Source organism: Methanolobus sp. (assembly GCF_016278365.1).
In the GTDB taxonomy this organism is placed as follows: Archaea; Halobacteriota; Methanosarcinia; order Methanosarcinales; family Methanosarcinaceae; genus Methanolobus.
The window spans coordinates 1-20,164 of sequence record NZ_JADQBZ010000009.1 but is presented as its reverse complement, the minus strand read 5'-3'; the positions used below and the strand labels follow the sequence as shown (position 1 = coordinate 20,164).

Genomic DNA, 20,164 nt, shown 5'->3' with positions numbered 1-20,164 from the left:
AGTTTTGACTGATGAAATTACGGCGCCTGAAGATTACAGTTATTCCATATCTGCAAAGATCTCATGTATGTTTCCGTCAGGATCCGAAAACAATGCCGCTCTTTGGCCCCATGGCATATTTTGTGGCCCCTGTACAGGATTTCCGCCTTTTGCAATTAGATCTTTATACGATCTGTCCACATCATCAGGACCCTTACACGGAAAAGCCAGCTCAAAAGACTGACCGACACTTTGTTTCTTATATTCCACACTATACTCGTACATGGATTCTCTCATACACAGAGCAAACCTGACACCTTCATTCTTGAATTCAACGTAATTCCCGAGGTCGTTTGCGATTTCAAATCCCAACGAATTGGCATAAAACCCTTTCATTGCCTCCATACTGTCTGTCCATATCGTGATCAAATTAATCCTTGCTTCCATGACATTACCTCTTTTTGCTTCGCATCATTACAAAATCATCAAATCCCTGGGAGCAGCAGGACTTTACCGCTTGGCCTTTTCAGCTATCCTTGCTACAAAATAATTGATGCACTGCTGGGAATAATCCAGGGATCTCGGGGACATTCCTGAGATGATCTCGTTTGCTGTCCTTAAAGGTTTTACAGGCCTGTGCTTCAGGGAACATATATCCGTATGTCTGGAAACCGTCTGCAACATAATGCCCTGCAGTTCCAGCACATCCAGTTTCTCTTTACCGGACAGCCTGTCGAACTCTTCCTCCATGGACCGGATGTTCTTGCTGTGCTCACCAGTCATTTCACTATCAGAAAAAATATTTTGTACTTCCACTATACCACCTGAAAATATTATGTGGTCAACAATAGAAGTACTTACCGATGTAAGATATTTTGGAAAAAGGAAGGATATCTGGGGAATTAAAACTGGCAGGCTAAAAACAGATAAGAGCTTTGGAGGACTGGCCTCCAAAGCAGCATAACTCATTCCTGTGCTTAATTCAGGCTTCCTGGGGCTTTGGCAGTGTCAGCATAATGCCGATATTGTCAAGAGCCTCGGCAACCTGCTTGAAAGCTGTGAAGAATTCCTTTGAGGCATCTTCCACATCTTTTGTCTTTGGTTCTGAAGAGAACCATATCTCTTTTTCCGTGTGCCCGCGGCTAAGGGAGACACATGCAAGCATATCGCCTTTTGTCAGCCAGTATACAGCATTGACACCTGTGGGTGTGACCCAGGAGGGGTGCACGGATTTGAGCTCGTTCACAAACCTTTCCCAGTTGACGGTTGCAGATGCCTCGAGGTTGAGCTTGAGGCTGGCACGGTCACCGGTGATCTCCTTTTCAAGGCTGCCAAGAAGCTTTTTGTACTGGGTGTCGGAGTCCGGGACAGTGATCTCTTCTTTGATAAGCTTCTCTGCCTCATCAGCAAAGAAGGGAGCCAGGTTCACAAGGCTTGAAGGCTTGGTTGCAAGCGAGACACCAAAGAATGCTACTCCGCTGAGAAGCATACCAAGAATGACACCATGGTTTGATAGCAACGGGCTGATAGGTGCAAGGAAAGCTATGGACTGTAAAGGAGTGCTTGTGTAGTCGATTATAGTAAAGGATATCTGTGCGACTGCTCCTACTATAAGTCCTGCCATAGCACCTTCCGTTGTTGCACGCTTCCAGTAAAGGCCACCCATGAGCGGGAAGAAGTAGGAAGCACTGGCAATGAAGGTCGCAATGTGGATGGCTTCTATGATGCCCGTGATGTAGAATGAGAAGAATGTTGCCGCTAGCACAATTATCAGTACACTGACCCTGTTGACAGCCATCATCTCTTTCATTGTTGCATCCTGCTTTATGAACCGCTGGTAGATGTCACGGGAAAGACATGAGCCGCCGGATGTTGCAAAGGTATCTGCGGAAGACATTGCTGCTGCAGCAAGACCCACACCTGCCAGGCCAAGTGCAAGAGGAGACAGGTTCTCAACTATAAAGAACAGCAGTGCCGGCTCAGCCTGCGCCATGGCACCCATGCCGATATCTGCAAACGATGCAGGGATCTCAGGATAAAGATAGCTAAGTCCGATAGCTATGATCGTACATGCCACACCAAAGACCAGGAATATCAGGAACGAACCCAGTATCATACCGTTACGTGCTGCTTTCTCATCCCTGGAAGCCCAGATCCTCTGCCATGGGTCCTGTTCTGTTACCCATCCCGGAATAATGGCAAAGATAAAGATCATCACAGCAGGTATACCGATAATGAGCGGATTCCACCAATCGGAAGAAACAGTTCCAAAGAGCTCGGATGCACTGATCGCCGGAGCTTCGGCAGTGCCGGCGGTAGCCGCATTCACCACAACAAGAGCCATTATAAGCGCAAAGGTAGAGAGCAAGACGAACTGGACCATATCTGTCCATACCACAGCTGAAAAGCCTCCCAGGGTCACATACAGGGAGATAGCAACAGCCACGATTGCAGCAGCATAGATAGGTGGCATACCGAAGAATATTTCCAGAACCAGTGAAAGACCTCTGATATCTGCAACAGCAAAGAGAATCATCACGATTGCAATAATGAGAGCTACAGGACCACGTAGTGCACCACTATATCTCTGTTCGAGGAGTTCCGGCTGTGTGATGGCAGGCAGATGCTTAATCTTACCTACAAGAAGGGCTATCAGCAGTAGTGCCAGGATGTTGGGGGCTACAAAACTCCAGATGGAGCCCATACCCAGCACCATGTAAAGGCCAATGACAGCAAGTATCCCACCTGCTGTCATCCACGAGGATGCCGCTGAGAAACCTATAGCTATCGAGCCTATCCTGCGCCCTGCAAGCCAGAAGTCAGTCACAGACTTTTGTTTTTTTGAGAAGTACAATCCGATGGAGATAAGACCAAGAAGGTAAATCACCATCAATAAAAGGAATATCTGATAATTCTGCATAACTACAACCTCTTTTATCTATGAGGCTTCTGTAGAATGACATATAGAAGCCGTGTTTATAACTGATATATCTTATCAAGGTTCCTATATAAGAGTTTTTAAAAAATGGACTTTATCAGCAAGTAAGTTAACTTGATTTGTTTTTAGAGAAGAGCACTTAATGGAGCTAAATTAAAACTATGGAATGATGAAAAATATTAAATTAAGTTTACAATCTCACCCGGACACCTCCCTGAAAGGAATATCCACCTGCCGGGCCACAATGATATTATACTACGCGGAAACTATCCTATTCCATGACCCTTGAGCCGGTTCATATAAAAGAGATGCATGATCTTGTGTCACGTATAGACTCCTGTCTTAAAAAGGAGGATCCTGAGAGTGATGACAATGATTCTGTATCCGATATCCTGGGACTGCTTAAGGAACTAAGGTACGACGGCAAGATCATCCTTAAGGCCATCGGAAAAGTGAAAAGAGGGAGAGCAAGTATCGAAAGGATGACAGGCTCCAAAGACCCTTTTAATATCTGTTATGCCTGTGACAGTGGAAGTACGACCGCAAAAACATTCGATAACGGACTGTACGTTGATTTTTGTCACTGCGCCATGACATCGACACCTACAAACCTGGATACACATAATATGCGCACCATAGTGGCAGCTACATACACTGCCAGCCAGAAGGTCGCGATCAGTACTATCCCGGGATGGGAATATTTCGATTCCGGGGCGGGACGCAAGAAGATAATACGCATCCAGCCGGGTACACTGAATAAGAAAGTCAACGATATGCTGCATGATATCGCTTTGTATCTCTGCGAATCCGAGCATATATTATGGATGCGTGAGCGGATGGAGGATGGCAGTTTCTTCATAATGGACGGCCCCATATATCCCAAGAGACTGATGTACTGGATGGTTGTGCCATCGGAAGATATTCAGGTACGCACCGATCCCCATTGCACGAAGATCATGCAGAACTACATTGACATCATGGATCACCACATGGAAAAGCGCAGGCCTCTGGTGGGTTTTGTCAAGAACCCCGAGGACATGCAGGTGATGCAGGCCCTGAAAAAACAGGAAAAGGAACTTGATCTGCCCTGGCTGCTGGATGCGCAATTCTTCAAGAATGCGCTGTCCCCGGAGAGAGCAGGCATGAGGGGCTCTGATGCAAGAAAATATATAATGTATACTAACTGGTTCATGCAGCCAAACCAGTTCTATGAGAAAATGTTGAATGCCACATCACCTCTTGTCAGGGATAAGCTTAACCACAAGTTCCCTGCAGAGGACTATGCACTTGCGTTCTTTATGGTCCTGGTGCCTTCCATGAACACGATATTCAAGATAGAGTCTCCCTACGGCCTTGTGAAGGACGAGGAAATGAGGAACCTTATCACAAGAAAAGTACTCTATGACATAGCACTGAACGGCATACCAAGGACCCTGGCAAAGGCTGATTCCCTGGCAAAGATACAGATATCTGAGAAACGCCTGATAATAGACAGATTCAGGAATTCAAGGATAGACACAACCTATAACGATATAAGATGGGGCAAAACGGATGAGAGATGAGGATATACTTTCTTTTGTTTCCAGGGTCAGCAGCGGCACCGGAACAACAAAAGTGGTTATAAGGACCAATGAAAACAATTCCGGGGAAAAAAATCTTCCCGTTGAGGATAAACAGCACCCTTTTGAGGATTATGAGCCCTGCGACAGTGTCACAGAAAGTGCATCAGGCAATGGATCCGAAAGCGCTCTTGGGATTATCACAACCGGTTTTGAGCCTCTGGAAATAACAGACACCGGGGCAAAGATAACAGGATATATCACAACTTCCTGTCGCAGGAACGTGCGCCTTGGGACCTATGTCATAGTACCTTACGGAGACGAGGATCTTTTTGCCAGGATATGGAAACTGCAATACGTCCAGGAATATTCAGTGGATGATGCCACTGAGATCCACTCACGGAGAATGCTTCAGTTCAACGATACGGACGAAGTCGACTACAAATTCCTGGCCTGTCTTGATCCTATATGCATACTCTACGAGCAGAAAACAAAGAATGGCAGTTTCCTTGCAAGAAGGATGGGGGACAGGATACCGCGTCCTAACACACCCATAATGCCCGTTACCGAGAAGGCCAAGATACAGACCGGGCTTAACATTCCCGGGGAAGGAATATTCCTTGGACACCTGAGCGTGGGCGGGGAGCTTGTCAAAACCCATGCAGTACCGCCCACTGTCCCTTATTATCTCAGGAACGATTATTCCATGGGCGATCCCCTGATATTCAGGCACATGCTGGTCTGTGGCAGTACCGGTACCGGAAAGACCTTCCTTACGAAGAACATCCTGCGCCAGTTCATGAACGATGATAACAGGTACAAACTGCGGGGCTCAGAGGAAAGGAAGAATCCCTGTCTTGTTATCATGGACCCTCAGGATGAATATTCCCAGATGTTCGAAGACAATCCCGAGCTGGCCACAGATGATAATTTCATTTTCAGGGCAGAGAAGGTTAATTTCGGGGCCTGCAAAAACACGCGGACCTTTGTTGCAAAGGTGGATGGAGAGGCTTATAAAGGCAGGTCTAGAGCGGAGCAGGTAGAGTTCACTATACCTTTTGAGATGGTACGCTACAATTCATGGCTTATTGCACCGGTGGGCATGACCGAGCTCCAGTACGTTGGTGTTGACCTGCTGCTGGACGATTACTTCAAGAAGACTGGTCAGCACACTTACAACGGCTTCACAGACTTTATCGGGGACGACAGAACCAGGGACCATTACGTGGAAAGCGGTAAGATACACGAATCCTCCTTTGACGGCATTGTCCGCAGGGTGAAGAACCGCACCCTTGCAAGGGTGTTCGACCAGCCGGCAAGACCTATCAGCGAGATACTGGGCCAGATATTCAAGCCGGGCCAGGTAAGCGTCTTCCCAACAGAATACATTACAAGCTCCCGGATACGCGACCTGATCACACTCACCCTGATGAGCACGATAGTGGATAACAAACTGAGCACATCCGGAGATGCTGCGGTCAAGGAAACGCCCATAATCCTGGGCCTTGACGAGGCCCACCGCTACCTTGCCGGCGCATCCGGTGAGCATTCAAGGAAACTCATCTCCAAGTTTGCCGATGCTGCCCGCCAGGGCAGAAAGGAAGGTTTAGGACTTTTCCTTATTACCCAGGATCCACAGGACATCGATGATACCGTCTTCAAGCAAATTAACACGCGTATCATCCTTAATCTCAGCAATGACGCAGCCATCGGTACAATGAAGGTCAAAAAAGAGTTTGAGAAGCGCATCCCATACCTGAAGAAAGGGCAGATGATAGTGCAGAGCCCCGACAACAGTGACATGGTGGAGATCATCGGACTGTCAAAGTGTGTGGTGAGGCATGTTTGAAATTCATGCCTCATTCATCTTCACCGAAACGTATATATGAGGAAAGTACGTATGGAAGTCTCGCTCAGTTAGTTATTCAACGCGGGCCGGTAGCTTAGCCAGGCAGAGCGACGGACTCTTAATCCGTAGGCCAAGGGTTCAACTCCCTTCCGGCTCGCATTAAAATTATAATACACAGTATCAGATTTGTATTAGATTTTTGTTTATTCCATTCTTTGTTTTCTTCTTTAGTGATATTCCTACTATGATCTCTGAACGTGGTTGCTAAAGCATTAAATCCAATCAGTTCAATGTGGTTTATTTTCTTGAAAAAGGTGAGAACATGCCAAAAGTAAGTCTTGATATTCCTCAGGAACTCCTTGACGACCTCAACCGTCATGTCGGCAATGATAAGAAATTCGTATCCCAGGCAGATGCCATAAGGACAGCCGTACGTAAGATGCTGGATATGATGGATGAGATAGACAGAAGGCACGGCAGGCTGGAAGAGGAGAACAAATAAGCTAACAGGTGAATTTTTTTATTAACTGATGTTACTGAGATATTCTATGCACTGTGCACCTTCCTCAAGGCTGCTCATCTCAGTGACCATGAGTCCCTTATAGTCGGAAAGTTTTTCCATGACCATTTTCCAGTCGATGCTGCCCTGTCCCAGAGGAAGGTGCTCATCATGGCTGCCATGGTTGTCATGGATATGCACGTGGCTTATCTTATCCAGGCACTTCTCAAGGAACTCGTCTACCAGACCCATGGTATTGGCATGTCCAAGGTCAAGGGTCATGCCTGCATTCTTCCTGTCCACCTGGTCGATCATATCCACCATCTCGTCGGGATATTTGCCAAATATCTTGGGGAGGTTTGGCATATTCTCAATAGCAATAACAATATCCAGATCCGCTGAAAAATCACACAGGGCCTGCATGGAGGATATGCTTGTCTGCCAGCATCTCTCAGGCAGTCTTGCACCGTATGGGGAAAGGTAGCCGGGGTGCAGTACGGCAATCCCGGCAAGGCCGGAAGCAAGTTCCAGGTGACCTTGCATCTGGCGCATGATCTCAGCCAGGATGCCGGGATTGAGACTTGCAAGGTTCATATCGGAAAAAGGCAGGTGGATACTCAGCTGCAGGCCTGTGGTTTCCAGGATATTCCGGACGTGTCCGAGATTCCCGGGAGTCAGGCATTGGGAGCCTTCCTGGACCATCTCCCAGCCGGAATAACCCATATCCTCAAGCTCAGCTACCCATTCAAAGGACGGGCCCACAATCGAACGGGTTGAGAAGCTCAGGTTCCTTATCCTCATGATCAGTAAGCCTCAAACACTTGTTATATCTAACTCAAAATCGGGTATGCCGTTCTCCGTGGGAGGCGTCAGCCAGTCAAAGAACCTCACAAGCTCTTCAGGTGAGTCTGCCTCGATGCTTATTTCTATTGAACCCAGTGGTTCCTTCTGTGCAGGAAAATTCAGGCGCCCTACGGTAGCCACCTGCTTGCTGAGGATAAAAAAGGTCGATTTCCCATCTCTTGAAACGCTCTTGGACAACTGGGTGCGTGCCGTGTCGATGATCTGTTCCTGTCTTATCTGATAATGGATATTCACAAGAGAATGAATATCGCCTACCAGTGAGAAGGTGCCGCTGTGCTCGGACAGTTCCTCATAGATGGGCTCATTTTCCGGGAACATCTTCTTTATAGCTTCATACACCACTTCCCTGTCTTCAGTTGGATTGGCCTTTGCCGTAACTGTGGTTTTTATCATTGTGCCCGTCCCACCAGTGCTGCGATCTTTTCCCTGAATTCTTCCAAGGTATCATTATTGGTGATCACCACATCAGCTATTTTCATAGCTTCTCCCATACCCCAGCCAAGTTCGCGCTCATCTCTCACTTTCAGGGCACTGATATCCTGCATATCGTCGCTCCTGCCACGTGCTTTCACCCGCATGAAGCGCGTATCAAGGTCGGAATCAATGGAAACCAGTGTGAAATCATTTCCGAAGGCCTCTTTGAAGCATTCGACCTCAGGAACACTCCTTACACCGTCTATAGCAATGAGATCCTCGCCTGTAGCCCTGATCTTCGGGACACAGCGTCTGGCTACCACTGCACGGCCTTCCTTTTCACGCATCTCGGTGCCAATACCTCCTGTGTTCATATCCGTCGGTTCAAGGCCCCTGCGCACTACTTCCTCCCGAATGACATCACCCATATTTATCACGGTGATACCTTTATTGCGCAATACAGAAGATGCCTCTGACTTTCCTGAAGCCGGCATACCTACAAAAGCTAAAATCTTCGTCATTTAATAACCTGTCATAATTTGTAGATAGTAATTTGTAAAAGAATTTTTCGATATCCTGTTGTATAGGTCTTTTCCCATACATTCTACTTATATATTAGTATCCCCATCGATACAACATTCACAGATACTCTGCGATCTTGTCATGAAACTGTTACAAATGACATTACTATGAAAAAATAAAGGACCAAGAAGGACCGCATGAAGATAGAAAAAGTGCATTTTCCCGGAAATATCTTTCTTGCCCCCATGGCAAATGTTACAAACATTCCTTTTCGCCTGATGTGCAGGAACTACGGCGCATCAATGACCTATTCAGAAATGATAAGTTCTGATGCTGTTATCCATGAAAGCTCAAAAGCCTTCAGCCGGGGTTTAAGCTGTAAGGACGAGAAGCCTTTCGGGATACAGATATTCGGCAATTCTCCTGACATCATATCCAGGGCAGCCCTGAAGATAGAGGAAACATACCAGCCCGATATAATAGATGTCAATTTCGGCTGTCCTGCCCATTTGCTCGTAAAAGACGGATCCGGGGCAGCCCTGTTACAATCACCTGAACTTATATACAGTATCGTGAAGGAGCTCTGCGAAACAGTCTCCACGCCCGTAACAGCAAAGATACGCGTGCTGGAAGATATAGAGAGAACGGTACAGATAGCAGGCCTTATCGAGAAAGCAGGTGCATGTGCAATAACTGTCCATGGCAGGACACAACAGCAACAGTACGCCGGAAAAGCCAACCATGAATATGCTAAGAGAATCAAGTGCGAAGTAGCCATACCTGTTATCGTCAATGGTGATATCATTGATGAGACATCTGCAAGAGAAACTCTTGAGTACACCGGCTGTGACGGAATTATGATAGGAAGGGCGGCAATGGGGAATCCTTTTCTCTTCAGGAGGATCTCTCACTACCTGAAGACAGGGGAAATACTGGAATATAATGAGTGCAGTCAGAGGACTGCGGACCTTGAGAAATACCTGAAACTTCTTGAGGAATATGATCTGACAGATACGGTCAATCTGAGGTCTCATGCCCAATGGTTCACAAAGGGAATTCGCGGGGGTAAGAACATCAGGAACAGGATTGCAGATGCAAAGGATATTGAAGGAATCATAGAAAGTGTGAGAGAAATGTGTGCCGATGCATAATGAAAATTTATTATTGTCTTTTTAACCTTATATAAATAAAAATGATTTTAATTAAATTCACGCTGTAAATTACCGAAAGACTAAATAGTCATTAATCGATTGTACACAATTAAACATGGCATTTGGCGACAGATGGCGAAAAAAAGATGTGCAGGAAGTCACATTGCCTAAAAACTGTCATTGTGCGGAAGCTTGAAGAGAGCAACTTCCAAAAAATTGCCTTGCCATATCACTGATTTGTCATCATACCAGTATGGAGAGTTCTACAATGAAAGAAATAAGAATACACGGCCGGGGAGGTCAGGGTTCGGTCACAGCTGCTGAGCTTTTAGCTGTTGCTGCTTTTGCGGACAATAAGTTCAGCCAGGCTTTCCCAGCTTTCGGAGTGGAAAGAAGGGGAGCACCTGTCCAGGCTTTTACCAGGATAAATGATACTCCAATAAGACTTAGAAGCCAGATCTACGAGCCTGATTACGTAATCGTACAGGACCCCACATTACTGGAATCTGTCGATGTGGCCAGTGGCCTGAAGGCTGATGGGATCCTTATTATTAACAGTGACTTTGATCCGGAAACATTCAAGCTTGATACAAAGGCAAAGATAATGACAGTGAATGCTACAAAGATAGCACTCGATATCATTGGAATGCCAATCGTTAACACAGTGCTGCTTGGCGCTTTTGCCGGTGCCACGGGTGAGATAAGACCCGAGTCAATTATGGAAGCGGTCAGGGAAAGATTCCCGGGCAAAGTCGGAGATAGGAACGCACAGGCGATTATGGAAGCGTACAAGATGATGGAGGGTCAGAAGTGAAAATAGTTCCCGGAGCCGTTTGTGAGGCAGGTACCAGCAGGGTCAATAAGACCGGTGGATGGAGGACCTTCAAGCCTGTCTACGATTACGACAAATGCATAAAATGCAAGTTATGCGAATTGCTTTGCCCTGACAGTTCAGTGAAACCAAGAGAAGACGGCTACTTCGAATTTGATTATGATTACTGCAAAGGATGCGGTATATGTGCCAACGAGTGTCCCAAGAGCGCTATCACAATGGTCCTGGAGGAAAAATAATGACTCATGAAATGAAGACGGATAAGAAAAACATGGTCGTTGTCGAAGGTTCCTATGCTGTTGCACATGCAGTCAAGACCTGCAGGCCAAATGTAATCTCCGCATATCCTATCACCCCACAGACACATATTGTGGAAGATCTTTCCAAGTTCATGGCAGATGGAGAGATACCAAACTGCGAGTACATCAACGTGGAGTCTGAGTTCTCAGCACTTTCAGCACTGGTGGGCTCATCAGCAGTCGGAGCAAGGTCCTACTCAGCCACAACGTCCCAGGGACTTGAACTCATGCACGAGGTTCTGTTCAACGTGGCCGGTATGAGACTTCCGATAATTATGACAGTTGCAAACAGGGCAGTCAGTGCTCCGATCAACATATGGAATGATCACCAGGACTCCATATCCCAGAGGGACACGGGATGGATCCAGCTCTACGCCGAAAACATTCAGGAAATTTCCGATATGACCGCACAGGCTTTCAAGATTTCCGAAGACAGGGATATAATGATGCCTTCAATGACCTGTATGGATGGTTTCATCCTTTCACATGTCTATGAGCCTCTGGTGCTCCTTGAACAGGATATCACTGACGAGTTCCTGCCACCTTTCAGGCCGGAGCGTATCCTTGACCCGAAGAATCCCATGACATTCGGTGCATTCGCAGACCCGCACTTCTACACTGAGTTCAGATACCAGCAGGAGCGTGCCATGCAGAACTCACTCAAGAAAATAGAGGATGTCGCAAACGAATTCTACGACATGTACGGCAGGTACTTCGGAGGGCTTATCGATGAATACCAGACCGAGGACGCAGACATCATAATAATGGCTATGGGCTCCATTATCGGAACTATCAAGGATGTCATTGACCGCCTCAGGGAGAAGAACGTTAAGATAGGACTGCTCAAGGTCAGGGCTTTCCGACCTTTCCCGGCCCAGGACATAATGAATGTCATTAAGGATGCTAAGGTAGTTGTTGTGCTTGACAAGAACATCTCGCTTGGTATGAATGCAGGCGCCCTGTTCATTGAAACTAAATCGGTCCTTTACAACACCGATATCGATGTTCCTGTTATCGGCTACATGATAGGCCAGGGCGGACGTGACATACCCATGAGCACTATTGAAAAGATCGTATCTGATGCAGAAGAAGTAATGAGATCGGGTATCAAGATAGAAAGCCAATTCACTGACCTGAAGGAGGAACTGATATGAAATCAATATCACTGTTAGCCCCGGGACACAGGGGATGTGCAGGCTGCTGTGATGCAATGGCCGCAAAGTTCACCCTCATGGGCGCCGGAGAGGACTGTATTGTAGTAAGCCCCACCGGGTGCCTTGAAGTTATGACAACTCCCTACCCTGAGACTTCCTGGGATATACCCTGGATACACTCACTTTTCGAGAACGCAAGTGCTGTTGCCTCAGGCATAGAGGCCGGACTTAAAGCTCTTGGCAAACAGGGCACAAAAGTTATCGCAATGGGTGGCGACGGTGCTACCATGGATATCGGGCTGCAAGCCCTGTCCGGTGCCTTTGAGAGAGGGCATAACATCACCTACGTATGTATAGACAATGAGGCCTACATGAACACAGGTGTGCAGAGAAGTGCAGCCACCCCTTATGGCGCTTCCACAACTACAAGTCCTGCAGGTAAGGTTTCTTTTGGAAACCCAAGGCCAAAGAAGAACATGCCTGCAATAATCCTTGCGCACGGTTCACCTTATGTTGCCACAACGTCCCTTGCATACCCCAAGGACATGATCGCCAAGGTCAAGAAAGCGACCGAGATCGAAGGCCCGACATACATACACTGCCATGCGCCATGTACAACTGGCTGGGGATTCGATACTTCCAAGACTGTCGAAGTCGCCAGGATGGCTGTGCAGACAGGCCTGTGGCCTTTGTTCGAAGTGGAAGACGGCAAAATGACCAAGGTACGCAAGATAGGCAATAATAAAAAGCCTGTCGAGGAATATCTAAAGATGCAGCGCCGTTTCAAACATCTCTTTACTATGGAAGGCGGGGCTGAAGAGATTGCAAAGATACAGGCTCTTGCGGATAAGAACATTGAAGAGTTCGGGTTGTAATCGACCCGCTCTTCTTTACTACTTTTTTTAGATCAACTTTATTCTACATGCCATTCAGAGAATTTCTATTAATACATTATTATTTTATTTTCGAGTGGAAGTAAGAGGGTTCTGAAAAAATCATAAGAACTATTGTTTCCTATATGGATGCATGACTTCTGAGCTCCCGACGAATGTGCCTGACAATACTGACAACTTTGACCGTATCTTTGAGCTGCTGAAAAAGGAATATCCCAGCGCGGCTCCAGCTCTGCATTTCAGCAACCCGCTTGAATTGCTTGTGGCTACCATCCTCTCGGCCCAGTGTACAGACCGCCAGGTGAATGTCGTCACACAATCCCTTTTCAGGAATTACCACACCGTAGAAGATTATGCCGCCGCAGATATCCGGGAGTTCGGAAAGGAAATCTACTCAACAGGTTTCTACCACCAGAAAGCAAAGCACATCATCGCCAGCGCACAGCTGATGCTTTCAGACTTCAACGGCCAAGTGCCAGATACCATGGAAAGCCTGCTGAAGCTTCCCGGGGTGGGCCGCAAGACCGCTAATATAGTGCTCTCAAGGGCCTTTGGCAAGATAGAGGGCATTGCAGTGGACACCCATGTCAAACGCCTGTCCCGCCGCCTGGGCTTCACCCGGCACGAGGACCCGGGGAAAATCGAGAAGGACCTGATGGCCATCGCAAAAAGAGAAGAACTGGAGGCGCTCTCCATGACACTGATACTGCATGGGCGCAGTGTTTGTGTGGCGCGCAAGCCAAAGTGCGAGGTATGTGTGGTCAACAGGTTGTGTCCTTCGAGCAGGGTTTAAATCTGTGTTCAAAGCTGTTTGACCTAGCTCAGCCATCCAATAATGACACGGCAGTTTATCATAAATTTTCATATGTAACAAAGTATATATACAGGGTCTTGTCTCTAATGCGTTCTATCAGTCGAATTTTGACTTCAGGTCAGCTGGCTTGATATAATGCAAACAACAAAAACAATTACCCGATATTTCAAAGAGTCGTTCTCCAGCGATCTCAAGGCCGGTTTCATTACCGCCATCGTAGCGCTTCCTCTTGCCATTGCCTTTGCTATGGCTTCAGGTGTCGAACCTGTTCTCGGCCTATACACAGCCGTGATAGCGGGAATGCTCGCATCTTCCGTAGGCGGTTCGAGATACTCCATCACCGGGCCTACCGGTGCCATGACAGTCATCATCCTTTCAACAGTACACAGCTTCGGACTTGAAGGGCTGCTGCTTGCAGGGTTCCTGGCAGGCATTTTCCAGATACTCTTCGGACTTCTCAGACTTGGGAAGGTCGTCAAGTACATACCACTGCCCGTTATTTCGGGATTCACCAGCGGTATCGGTGCGATAATACTCATAGGACAGATACCCAATGCTCTTGGCATGGTCATTCCGGCAAGAGAGCGTGTCTGGGAAACTGCCTATGAGATATACACAAGGCTTGATATAATAGACATGACAGCGGTGCTGGTATGCATCGGAACTATCCTGCTCCTGATTCGTCTGCCAGGGCTCCTGTCAAAATTGAGATACTTGAGCAGTCTGCCTGCTTCCATAATAGCCCTGTTCCTGGCAGTGGTACTGACATACAATCTTAACCTGGAAGTGCCCCTTGTCGGAACGATACCCACAGAGCTTCCCAGCATAAATATGATAGCTCTGAATGTTGACCTTGTCATGGCCGTACTGCCCGCAGCTCTTACTATTGCACTGCTTGGTGCCATAGAGGCTCTTCTTTGTGCGGTTGTCTGTGACGGTATGACGAATACCAGGCATGACAGCAACAGGGAACTACTGGGACAGGGAATAGCGAACATAATACTGCCCTTTTTCTCAGGTATCCCATGTACGGCCGCCATCGCAAGGAGCGCTGTCAACATAAGGGAAGGTGCAAAAACCCAGATGTCAGGTATCATACACGCATTGATCCTGCTGGCAGTGTTGCTTTTCCTCGGGCCGATAGCTGCTTTCATACCAAAGGCGTATCTTGCAGGTGTGTTGATACTGGTATCTGTCAGGATGATCAACCTGACCGAGTTCAAGACCATTATGAATATCAGTAAGATGGACACAGCCGTACTGCTTGCCACCTTCCTCCTCACCGTGTTCACTGACCTGGTATTTGCCGTGCAGATGGGTATGTTCCTGTCAATAATCCTGCTCTTCATCAGAATGACGAATATCATCGACATCCACAGCATGGAGAACTACGACAGGACAAAAGGAATCAATGCAACCATCTTTGCAGATCCGTATCTTGAGAAGAACGTCTCGGTCTATACAATTAATGGCCCCTTCTTCTTCGGTGCCATGAACGTGTTTGAGAGCAAGATCAACGAGCACATCAGCATCAGCAAACCCCACATTATCCTGCGCATGCGTTACGTCCCGTTCATAGATACCACCGGTCTTGAGCGGCTGAGAAGTTTCATCCACTCCAGCAGGAAGATGAAACAGAAGGTTTACATCACGTCGGTACAACCCAAGGTCATGAGCAAGCTGGATATTGACAAGGAGTTCAGGAAACTGATAAAGAATAAAGAGGTCCTTATCTTTGATAGCACGCAGGAAGCGCTCACCTATCTGAAGAAAGAGAACGGGGACTGAAAAAGTGGCTCCGATTTGAAACCAGCAGATGCTGTTTCAGCTCACAACTCAACAATTACCAGATAAATTTCCATCCACAGGCCTTTGAAAGAGTTCATTTCAAAAAGGCCTCTCTATTTTTTTGGGGAACTGCTTATAGAAAACTTTGTAAAGGCTGTAGGTATTAATGATATAAACATTAAGAAATAAATGTCATCCATATTGGAGGTAGATTTGTGAATCTCCAGGAAGAGCTAAACAAAATTGCCCAAGAAAATGGCGTCTACTATTTTGGTGTATCGGACCTGTCAGATGCAGAAGAATTTATCGTAGAGCAGGGAGGAAAGGAGTTACGCGCATACCCTTATGCAGTTTCGCTTGGAATAAAACTGATAGATCCGATAGTCGACAGGCTCCCGCACAGGAAAGAGAGGTCTGTGGCCCTTAATTACAGGCATCACGCCTATAACGTGATCAATTCAAGGCTCGACCTGATAGCTTCGGTCCTGAGCAGCCATATCCAGGAAAGAGGTCACAGGGCATTGCCTCTTCCGGCATCTGAAAGGATCGATGACTAAAGGATTTGCGCTCAGTTCTCCCACAAGCTGGGTGCTCACCTGGCCGGTCTGGGCTGGATAGGCAAAAGCTGCCTCCTGATAACCCCGGAGAACGGGCCAAGAGTCAGATGGGTAACGATACTGACGGATGCTCCCCTCACGCCCACCGGCAGCAGAATAGAGAGCAAGTGCGGCACCTGCAATGAATGCGTGAAGATCTGTCCTGTTAAGGCTTTCACCGGAAGGGACTTTGTCGAAAGTGAGAGCAGGGAGTACAGGTATGATGCAAGGAAGTGTGAAGACTACTTCAACTGGATGAAGGACAAAGGAAAGATACCTGTGTGCGGGTTGTGTTTGTATGTCTGCCCTTATGGGAGAAAAGAAGAATCAGGTCAAGGTCCTAGGAACAGGACTCTAGCCTCTTAAAGCTCCACCATCATTCCGTAACCATAATCACCAGTCGGCCTTTTGAAAAATCCGAACTTCTCGTAAAAGGCCTCTTTTCCTTTTGCTGACATCAGGGTGATGTAAGAATATTCCTGCACGTTCCCTTTCAGGTAGGACATTATCCGCTCCATCAGAGAGGTGCCGATTCCCTGGTTCTGATACTCAGGCAATACGATGACATCTGCAACGAAATAGATAAAACTGTGGTCTCCTACCAGACGGGACATACCTATGACCCTGTCATTCTCAACAGCGCAAACGCAATATATGGAATTACTGAGACTCTTCTCTATTGACCTGTTGCCGGGGCAGGGCCAGCCTACCGATTGCCGCAGGTGGATGTACTCTTCAACTGACGGGAGCTTTTCCTCGATGGTGTAGTTCATAAATCCATCCTTTATTCTTTCATGAACAGCTGCCTTGCAAGCTCCATCCTCTCTCCCAGTCCCGGCCCTTCGAACTCCTCCGCGACCTTCCCAAGCAGAGCGGGTATATCCAGATGTTGCGGACAGATGTCCAGGCATTTTCCGCATTGCACGCACTGTGAAGCAAAATTAGTATCATTGCCCCTGAAGATGCCGCCAAATTTGGCTACATACATCATTTTCAGCCTGTCCTCATCACCGAACATGTAGAGTTTGTTATAGGTTTCAAAGCAGCCGGGGATATCCACTCCCTCAGGGCACGGCATACAATATCCACACCCGGTGCAATCGATCTGCATGAGCTCCTTGTACTTTTTAGCCACCCTCTCTATGAGCTCAAGCTCTTTCCCGGTAAGAGTGTTCGGATAAGCCATATCAGCAACCTTCAGGTTCTCCACTACCTGTGACTGCTCATTCATACCTGAAAGCACGACCGTGACCTCCGGATGATCCCATACCCAGAGCAGCGCCCATTCCGCAGGACTGCGCCTGATATCCGCCTCATTCCATATCTCTTCCACTGCAGACGGTACATCTCCTGCCAGACTGCCGCCACGCAGAGGCTCCATGATGATGACACCCAGACCCCTGGAAGCAGCATACTCAAGTCCTTTTTTTCCTGCCTGGATGTTCTCGTCCAGGATATTATATTGTATCTGGCAGCAATCCCAATCGTAGCCATCCACAACCTCCCTGAAATCCTCAGCAGCGCCATGGTAGGAAAAACCTGCATTGATGATGCGTCCGTCGGCTTTTGCCCGGTCAAGGAATTCGGTAACACCCAGATCCCGGATAGTTTTCCAGCTGCTGCCCACCAGGCTGTGGATTAGATAATAATCTATATGATCGGTATTGAGTTTCTCAAGCTGGGCATTAAGGAAGCGGTCCATGTCCTCATGCTTCTGAACCATCCACTGGGGCAGTTTTGTTGCAAGTCTCACTTTTTCCCTGTAACCATCCGCAAGTGCACGTGCAAGGAAAGGCTCACTTTCCCCCATGTGATATGGCCACGCAGTGTCAATATAATTCACACCATGATCTATTGCATAACGCACCTGTGCCATGGCCTTTTCCTCATCGATGCTCCCGTCCTTGTTCATTGGCAGACGCATGGCGCCAAAACCCAGCACTGATAACTTGTCTCCGTTCTTTGGCATTGTCCTGTATAACATATTCTTGTTCCCGTTCATTATTTACTGAGACTTAGTAACTCTTGGTTATTAAATGATTATTTACAGACTTTCCGTAATAATCTTTGTTTTACCCGGATTCTGTCTGATATGCCTGAGGCCGAGAATAAGAGAAGCAGGGATGTGCTTTAGGGAAAAAAGATATGCATGAATACAGAAAGAGTAGTTCAGTTCAGCTTCCTGAAATTGTATTCCCCTTTTCTTTTCTCTATAATGTCGCCTGCTTTCCATTCCGGGCCGAGTTCCATTTTTTTGACCTTGCCGTTGTCCTGCCTGATATATGCATAGGTCTTGTATGCTTCGTAAGTTGTGGCATTGTTATTGGAATCATATTCCTTCTGCAGGTATTTTTCCTCTTTCAGTTCCGTAATGGTGCCTTTCCAGCTGTCGTTGAGGTTCTTGTAATAGAGCAGGACCCCGATGGATAATGCAATTGCGGCTCCCAGGGCAGCGAGTGGTTCTTGTGTAAGCAGATACACAGCCCCGACAAAGACTGCTGCAAAGATTATTGCGTATTTTGACATAATATCGCCTTTCAGATAACAGATTAGAAATATCTTCAATTAATATTTATTTAATAAAATATAATGTTTTGCATTTGCTATTTACATCAGAACTGACATTGTGTCAGGAACCTCCTGAAATCCATAATCCTTTCCTCTCTTCCCCACAAAACCGCCCCCTTAACACAGGAATCAGGGTATGGGATGTTTTGGGAACACAAGACAATCAATATTATTATATCACATGAATATTTCTCACAGGTTACATGAGATTCTATTTTGAAGCATAGAATAAAATGATAAAGTTTATATAAGATTATTTCTACTCCTTTGCAGGAGTTTTTCGAATGTATTGTCAAAACTGTGGTGCAAAAAATGCAGATGTTGCGACTTCATGTATCAATTGTGGTAAGAATATGAGGTTTGCTTCTGAGATGAACTCGGATTCATCACCTTACGCAACCTTTTGGAAACGATTTACTGCCTTGGGATTTGATACACTAATAGTGTTCGTTTTTTCTTTTATTTATGGCATATCTACAGGCATACTCTCACTTTTTATTACTTTGCCAATCTCAGATCTCACATTAGATCTGATTGCCGTGGCTATTTCCGCTTTTTACTACATCTGGTTTGAGAGTTCAGCCTATCAGGGAACTCCAGGAAAACAAATAGTCGGGATAAAAGTGACAGATATTGAAGGCAATAGAATATCTTTTGCAAGATCGTTCCTGAGATATTTCCTGAAACTTATAACCGGCGTGTTCTTGATTGGTTACCTGACTATCATTTTCACCGAGAAGAAGCAGGGAATCTATGACATGGCAGCCAAAACTGTTGTAGTGTACAGGTGAATTTCTCTAAAGGAAACTGTTTACTCCTTTTTCAAATGCCTGTTTCGCATTCTCATACTTGGGTTTTTCAGGCAGCTATCTAGCCGGGACCGCAGGGAATACATAATAACAGAGAAGGAAAAAATGCCAAGAGAAATAAGCGGCCCCCTTGGCCCGATTCCTGTGTTCCCTGTGGTTATACCAAGGTTTCGTTTGCACAATCAGCTATGTCACTAACCAGACATTTATTGCTACGAATCCGACATCAATACTCCCTAATAAGAGCACACATAATCAGCAATCTGAAACGTTTAACTATTGGCGATTTCTCCAAAGCAATTGAGCATATTCGAATAGAGATCCATCGATGAAGATTTCTATTTATTCTACCGCACAGCCCGAATATGAACCCAATTGAAAGACTCTGCAACCTCACTAGAAAACTGTGCGCTCATAATAGATTATTGCAGATTTCTGGGTATTGAACCAATTTTTGTTATTTGAAATATGTTAGTGCTTTTATGTAAGCAGGAATAATAATGAAAATGATCAGAGATTAACGAGTTTATAGAGGTGGGGAATGAACAAAATTAAAAAATCTGCGGCATATATATTCTGCATTTTGCTTCTATCGGGTATTGGCATTATTTTGTTCATAAACATACACCCGGCTTT

Annotated in this window: 24 protein-coding genes and 1 tRNA gene; 15 read left to right on the top strand and 10 right to left on the bottom strand. The window is 46.5% G+C overall.

Translation table 11 applies throughout. From position 1 onward, the window contains the following. Positions 1 to 39 precede the first annotated feature (39 nt). Together QZZ22_RS11215 and QZZ22_RS11210 are read right to left on the bottom strand one after the other, a co-directional pair. Positions 40 to 426 carry a VOC family protein gene (locus tag QZZ22_RS11215; protein ID WP_292464894.1) on the bottom strand — a complete coding sequence of 129 codons (387 nt, stop codon included), beginning with the start codon at positions 424 to 426 and terminating at the stop codon, positions 40 to 42. A gap of 63 nt (positions 427 to 489) precedes the next feature. Continuing rightward, entirely contained in the window at positions 490 to 795 is a 306-nt protein-coding gene (locus QZZ22_RS11210; RefSeq protein WP_292464892.1) for a hypothetical protein, read from the bottom strand. A 19-nt stretch (positions 796 to 814) separates the two neighbouring features. Between QZZ22_RS11210 and QZZ22_RS11205 the strand changes: the two genes are divergently transcribed. Next, complete coding sequence (locus QZZ22_RS11205) at positions 815 to 943, top strand: hypothetical protein (protein WP_292464891.1); 129 nt, start codon at positions 815 to 817, stop codon at positions 941 to 943. Positions 944 to 961: 18 nt separating this feature from the next. Here the strand turns inward: QZZ22_RS11205 and QZZ22_RS11200 are convergent, their stop codons facing one another. Then, a complete protein-coding gene (locus QZZ22_RS11200; RefSeq protein ID WP_292464889.1) occupies positions 962 to 2,899 on the bottom strand; it encodes a sodium:solute symporter family protein in 1,938 nt (645 codons plus the stop codon). 296 nt (positions 2,900 to 3,195) lie between these two features. Here QZZ22_RS11200 and QZZ22_RS11195 point away from each other — a divergent pair, with 296 nt between their 5' ends. The 4 genes from QZZ22_RS11195 to QZZ22_RS11180 all read left to right on the top strand — a co-directional run bounded on the left by QZZ22_RS11195 (position 3,196) and on the right by QZZ22_RS11180 (position 6,827). Next, a complete protein-coding gene (locus tag QZZ22_RS11195; RefSeq protein WP_292464887.1) occupies positions 3,196 to 4,479 on the top strand; it encodes a DNA double-strand break repair nuclease NurA in 1,284 nt (427 codons plus the stop codon). After that, positions 4,469 to 6,325 (top strand): ATP-binding protein, encoded by a 1,857-nt coding sequence (locus tag QZZ22_RS11190; protein ID WP_292464884.1) that lies wholly within the window; start codon positions 4,469 to 4,471, stop codon positions 6,323 to 6,325. The genes QZZ22_RS11195 and QZZ22_RS11190 overlap by 11 nt, the downstream gene beginning before the upstream one ends. Positions 6,326 to 6,408: 83 nt before the next feature. Continuing rightward, positions 6,409 to 6,482 (top strand) — tRNA-Lys (locus tag QZZ22_RS11185). 165 nt (positions 6,483 to 6,647) lie between these two features. Further along, entirely contained in the window at positions 6,648 to 6,827 is a 180-nt protein-coding gene (locus QZZ22_RS11180) for a CopG family transcriptional regulator (RefSeq protein ID WP_292464882.1), read from the top strand. Positions 6,828 to 6,848: 21 nt separating this feature from the next. Here the strand turns inward: QZZ22_RS11180 and QZZ22_RS11175 are convergent, their stop codons facing one another. Genes QZZ22_RS11175 through QZZ22_RS11165 form a run of 3 tightly spaced genes read right to left on the bottom strand, consistent with a single transcriptional unit; the run spans position 6,849 to position 8,623 of the window. Beyond that, positions 6,849 to 7,625, bottom strand: a complete 777-nt coding sequence (locus tag QZZ22_RS11175; protein ID WP_292464881.1) for a sugar phosphate isomerase/epimerase family protein — start codon at positions 7,623 to 7,625, stop codon at positions 6,849 to 6,851. A gap of 12 nt (positions 7,626 to 7,637) precedes the next feature. Next, a complete protein-coding gene (locus QZZ22_RS11170) occupies positions 7,638 to 8,081 on the bottom strand; it encodes an RNA-binding domain-containing protein (protein WP_292464880.1) in 444 nt (147 codons plus the stop codon). Next, positions 8,078 to 8,623: an AAA family ATPase gene (locus QZZ22_RS11165; protein WP_292464878.1), complete on the bottom strand. Its 546-nt coding sequence runs from the start codon at positions 8,621 to 8,623 to the stop codon at positions 8,078 to 8,080. Before QZZ22_RS11165 ends, QZZ22_RS11170 begins: the two co-directional genes overlap by 4 nt. A 198-nt stretch (positions 8,624 to 8,821) precedes the next feature. Here QZZ22_RS11165 and dusB point away from each other — a divergent pair, with 198 nt between their 5' ends. The 8 genes from dusB to QZZ22_RS11125 all read left to right on the top strand — a co-directional run bounded on the left by dusB (position 8,822) and on the right by QZZ22_RS11125 (position 16,112). Then, complete coding sequence (gene dusB, locus QZZ22_RS11160; protein WP_292464877.1) at positions 8,822 to 9,775, top strand: tRNA dihydrouridine synthase DusB; 954 nt, start codon at positions 8,822 to 8,824, stop codon at positions 9,773 to 9,775. A 268-nt stretch (positions 9,776 to 10,043) separates the two neighbouring features. After that, entirely contained in the window at positions 10,044 to 10,589 is a 546-nt protein-coding gene (locus tag QZZ22_RS11155) for a pyruvate ferredoxin oxidoreductase subunit gamma (protein WP_292464875.1), read from the top strand. After that, positions 10,586 to 10,846, top strand: a complete 261-nt coding sequence (porD, locus tag QZZ22_RS11150; RefSeq protein ID WP_015053683.1) for a pyruvate synthase subunit PorD — start codon at positions 10,586 to 10,588, stop codon at positions 10,844 to 10,846. Before QZZ22_RS11155 ends, porD begins: the two co-directional genes overlap by 4 nt. Continuing rightward, positions 10,846 to 12,060, top strand: a complete 1,215-nt coding sequence (gene porA, locus QZZ22_RS11145) for a pyruvate synthase subunit PorA (protein ID WP_292464873.1) — start codon at positions 10,846 to 10,848, stop codon at positions 12,058 to 12,060. Before porD ends, porA begins: the two co-directional genes overlap by 1 nt. Continuing rightward, positions 12,057 to 12,935: a pyruvate synthase subunit PorB gene (gene porB, locus QZZ22_RS11140; RefSeq protein ID WP_292464871.1), complete on the top strand. Its 879-nt coding sequence runs from the start codon at positions 12,057 to 12,059 to the stop codon at positions 12,933 to 12,935. Before porA ends, porB begins: the two co-directional genes overlap by 4 nt. A gap of 151 nt (positions 12,936 to 13,086) precedes the next feature. Continuing rightward, entirely contained in the window at positions 13,087 to 13,746 is a 660-nt protein-coding gene (gene nth / locus QZZ22_RS11135) for an endonuclease III (protein ID WP_292464869.1), read from the top strand. A 156-nt stretch (positions 13,747 to 13,902) separates the two neighbouring features. Beyond that, a complete protein-coding gene (locus QZZ22_RS11130; protein WP_292464868.1) occupies positions 13,903 to 15,555 on the top strand; it encodes a SulP family inorganic anion transporter in 1,653 nt (550 codons plus the stop codon). 215 nt (positions 15,556 to 15,770) lie between these two features. Next, positions 15,771 to 16,112: a hypothetical protein gene (locus tag QZZ22_RS11125; RefSeq protein ID WP_292464866.1), complete on the top strand. Its 342-nt coding sequence runs from the start codon at positions 15,771 to 15,773 to the stop codon at positions 16,110 to 16,112. A 35-nt stretch (positions 16,113 to 16,147) separates the two neighbouring features. Here QZZ22_RS11125 and QZZ22_RS11120 read toward each other — a convergent pair whose 3' ends face one another. After that, complete coding sequence (locus QZZ22_RS11120; RefSeq protein ID WP_292464865.1) at positions 16,148 to 16,279, bottom strand: hypothetical protein; 132 nt, start codon at positions 16,277 to 16,279, stop codon at positions 16,148 to 16,150. 22 nt (positions 16,280 to 16,301) lie between these two features. Here QZZ22_RS11120 and QZZ22_RS11115 point away from each other — a divergent pair, with 22 nt between their 5' ends. Continuing rightward, the gene (locus QZZ22_RS11115) at positions 16,302 to 16,517 is read left to right on the top strand and encodes a 4Fe-4S dicluster domain-containing protein (RefSeq protein ID WP_292464864.1); all 216 of its coding nucleotides are present in this window, start codon (positions 16,302 to 16,304) and stop codon (positions 16,515 to 16,517) included. On the opposite strand, the gene QZZ22_RS11110 is transcribed toward QZZ22_RS11115, so the two are convergent. The 3 genes from QZZ22_RS11110 to QZZ22_RS11100 all read right to left on the bottom strand — a co-directional run bounded on the left by QZZ22_RS11110 (position 16,514) and on the right by QZZ22_RS11100 (position 18,677). Further along, positions 16,514 to 16,924 carry a GNAT family N-acetyltransferase gene (locus QZZ22_RS11110; RefSeq protein WP_292464863.1) on the bottom strand — a complete coding sequence of 137 codons (411 nt, stop codon included), beginning with the start codon at positions 16,922 to 16,924 and terminating at the stop codon, positions 16,514 to 16,516. The two genes, QZZ22_RS11115 and QZZ22_RS11110, sit on opposite strands and share 4 nt — an antisense overlap. Positions 16,925 to 16,935: 11 nt before the next feature. Further along, positions 16,936 to 18,135, bottom strand: a complete 1,200-nt coding sequence (locus tag QZZ22_RS11105) for an aldo/keto reductase (RefSeq protein WP_292464862.1) — start codon at positions 18,133 to 18,135, stop codon at positions 16,936 to 16,938. Positions 18,136 to 18,320: 185 nt separating this feature from the next. After that, on the bottom strand, positions 18,321 to 18,677 hold the full coding sequence (locus tag QZZ22_RS11100) for a hypothetical protein (RefSeq protein WP_292464861.1): 357 nt from the start codon (positions 18,675 to 18,677) through the stop codon (positions 18,321 to 18,323). Between the two features lie 326 nt (positions 18,678 to 19,003). Between QZZ22_RS11100 and QZZ22_RS11095 the strand changes: the two genes are divergently transcribed. Beyond that, positions 19,004 to 19,510, top strand: coding sequence for an RDD family protein (locus tag QZZ22_RS11095; RefSeq protein ID WP_292464859.1), 507 nt, complete (start codon positions 19,004 to 19,006; stop codon positions 19,508 to 19,510). Positions 19,511 to 20,164 lie beyond the last annotated feature (654 nt).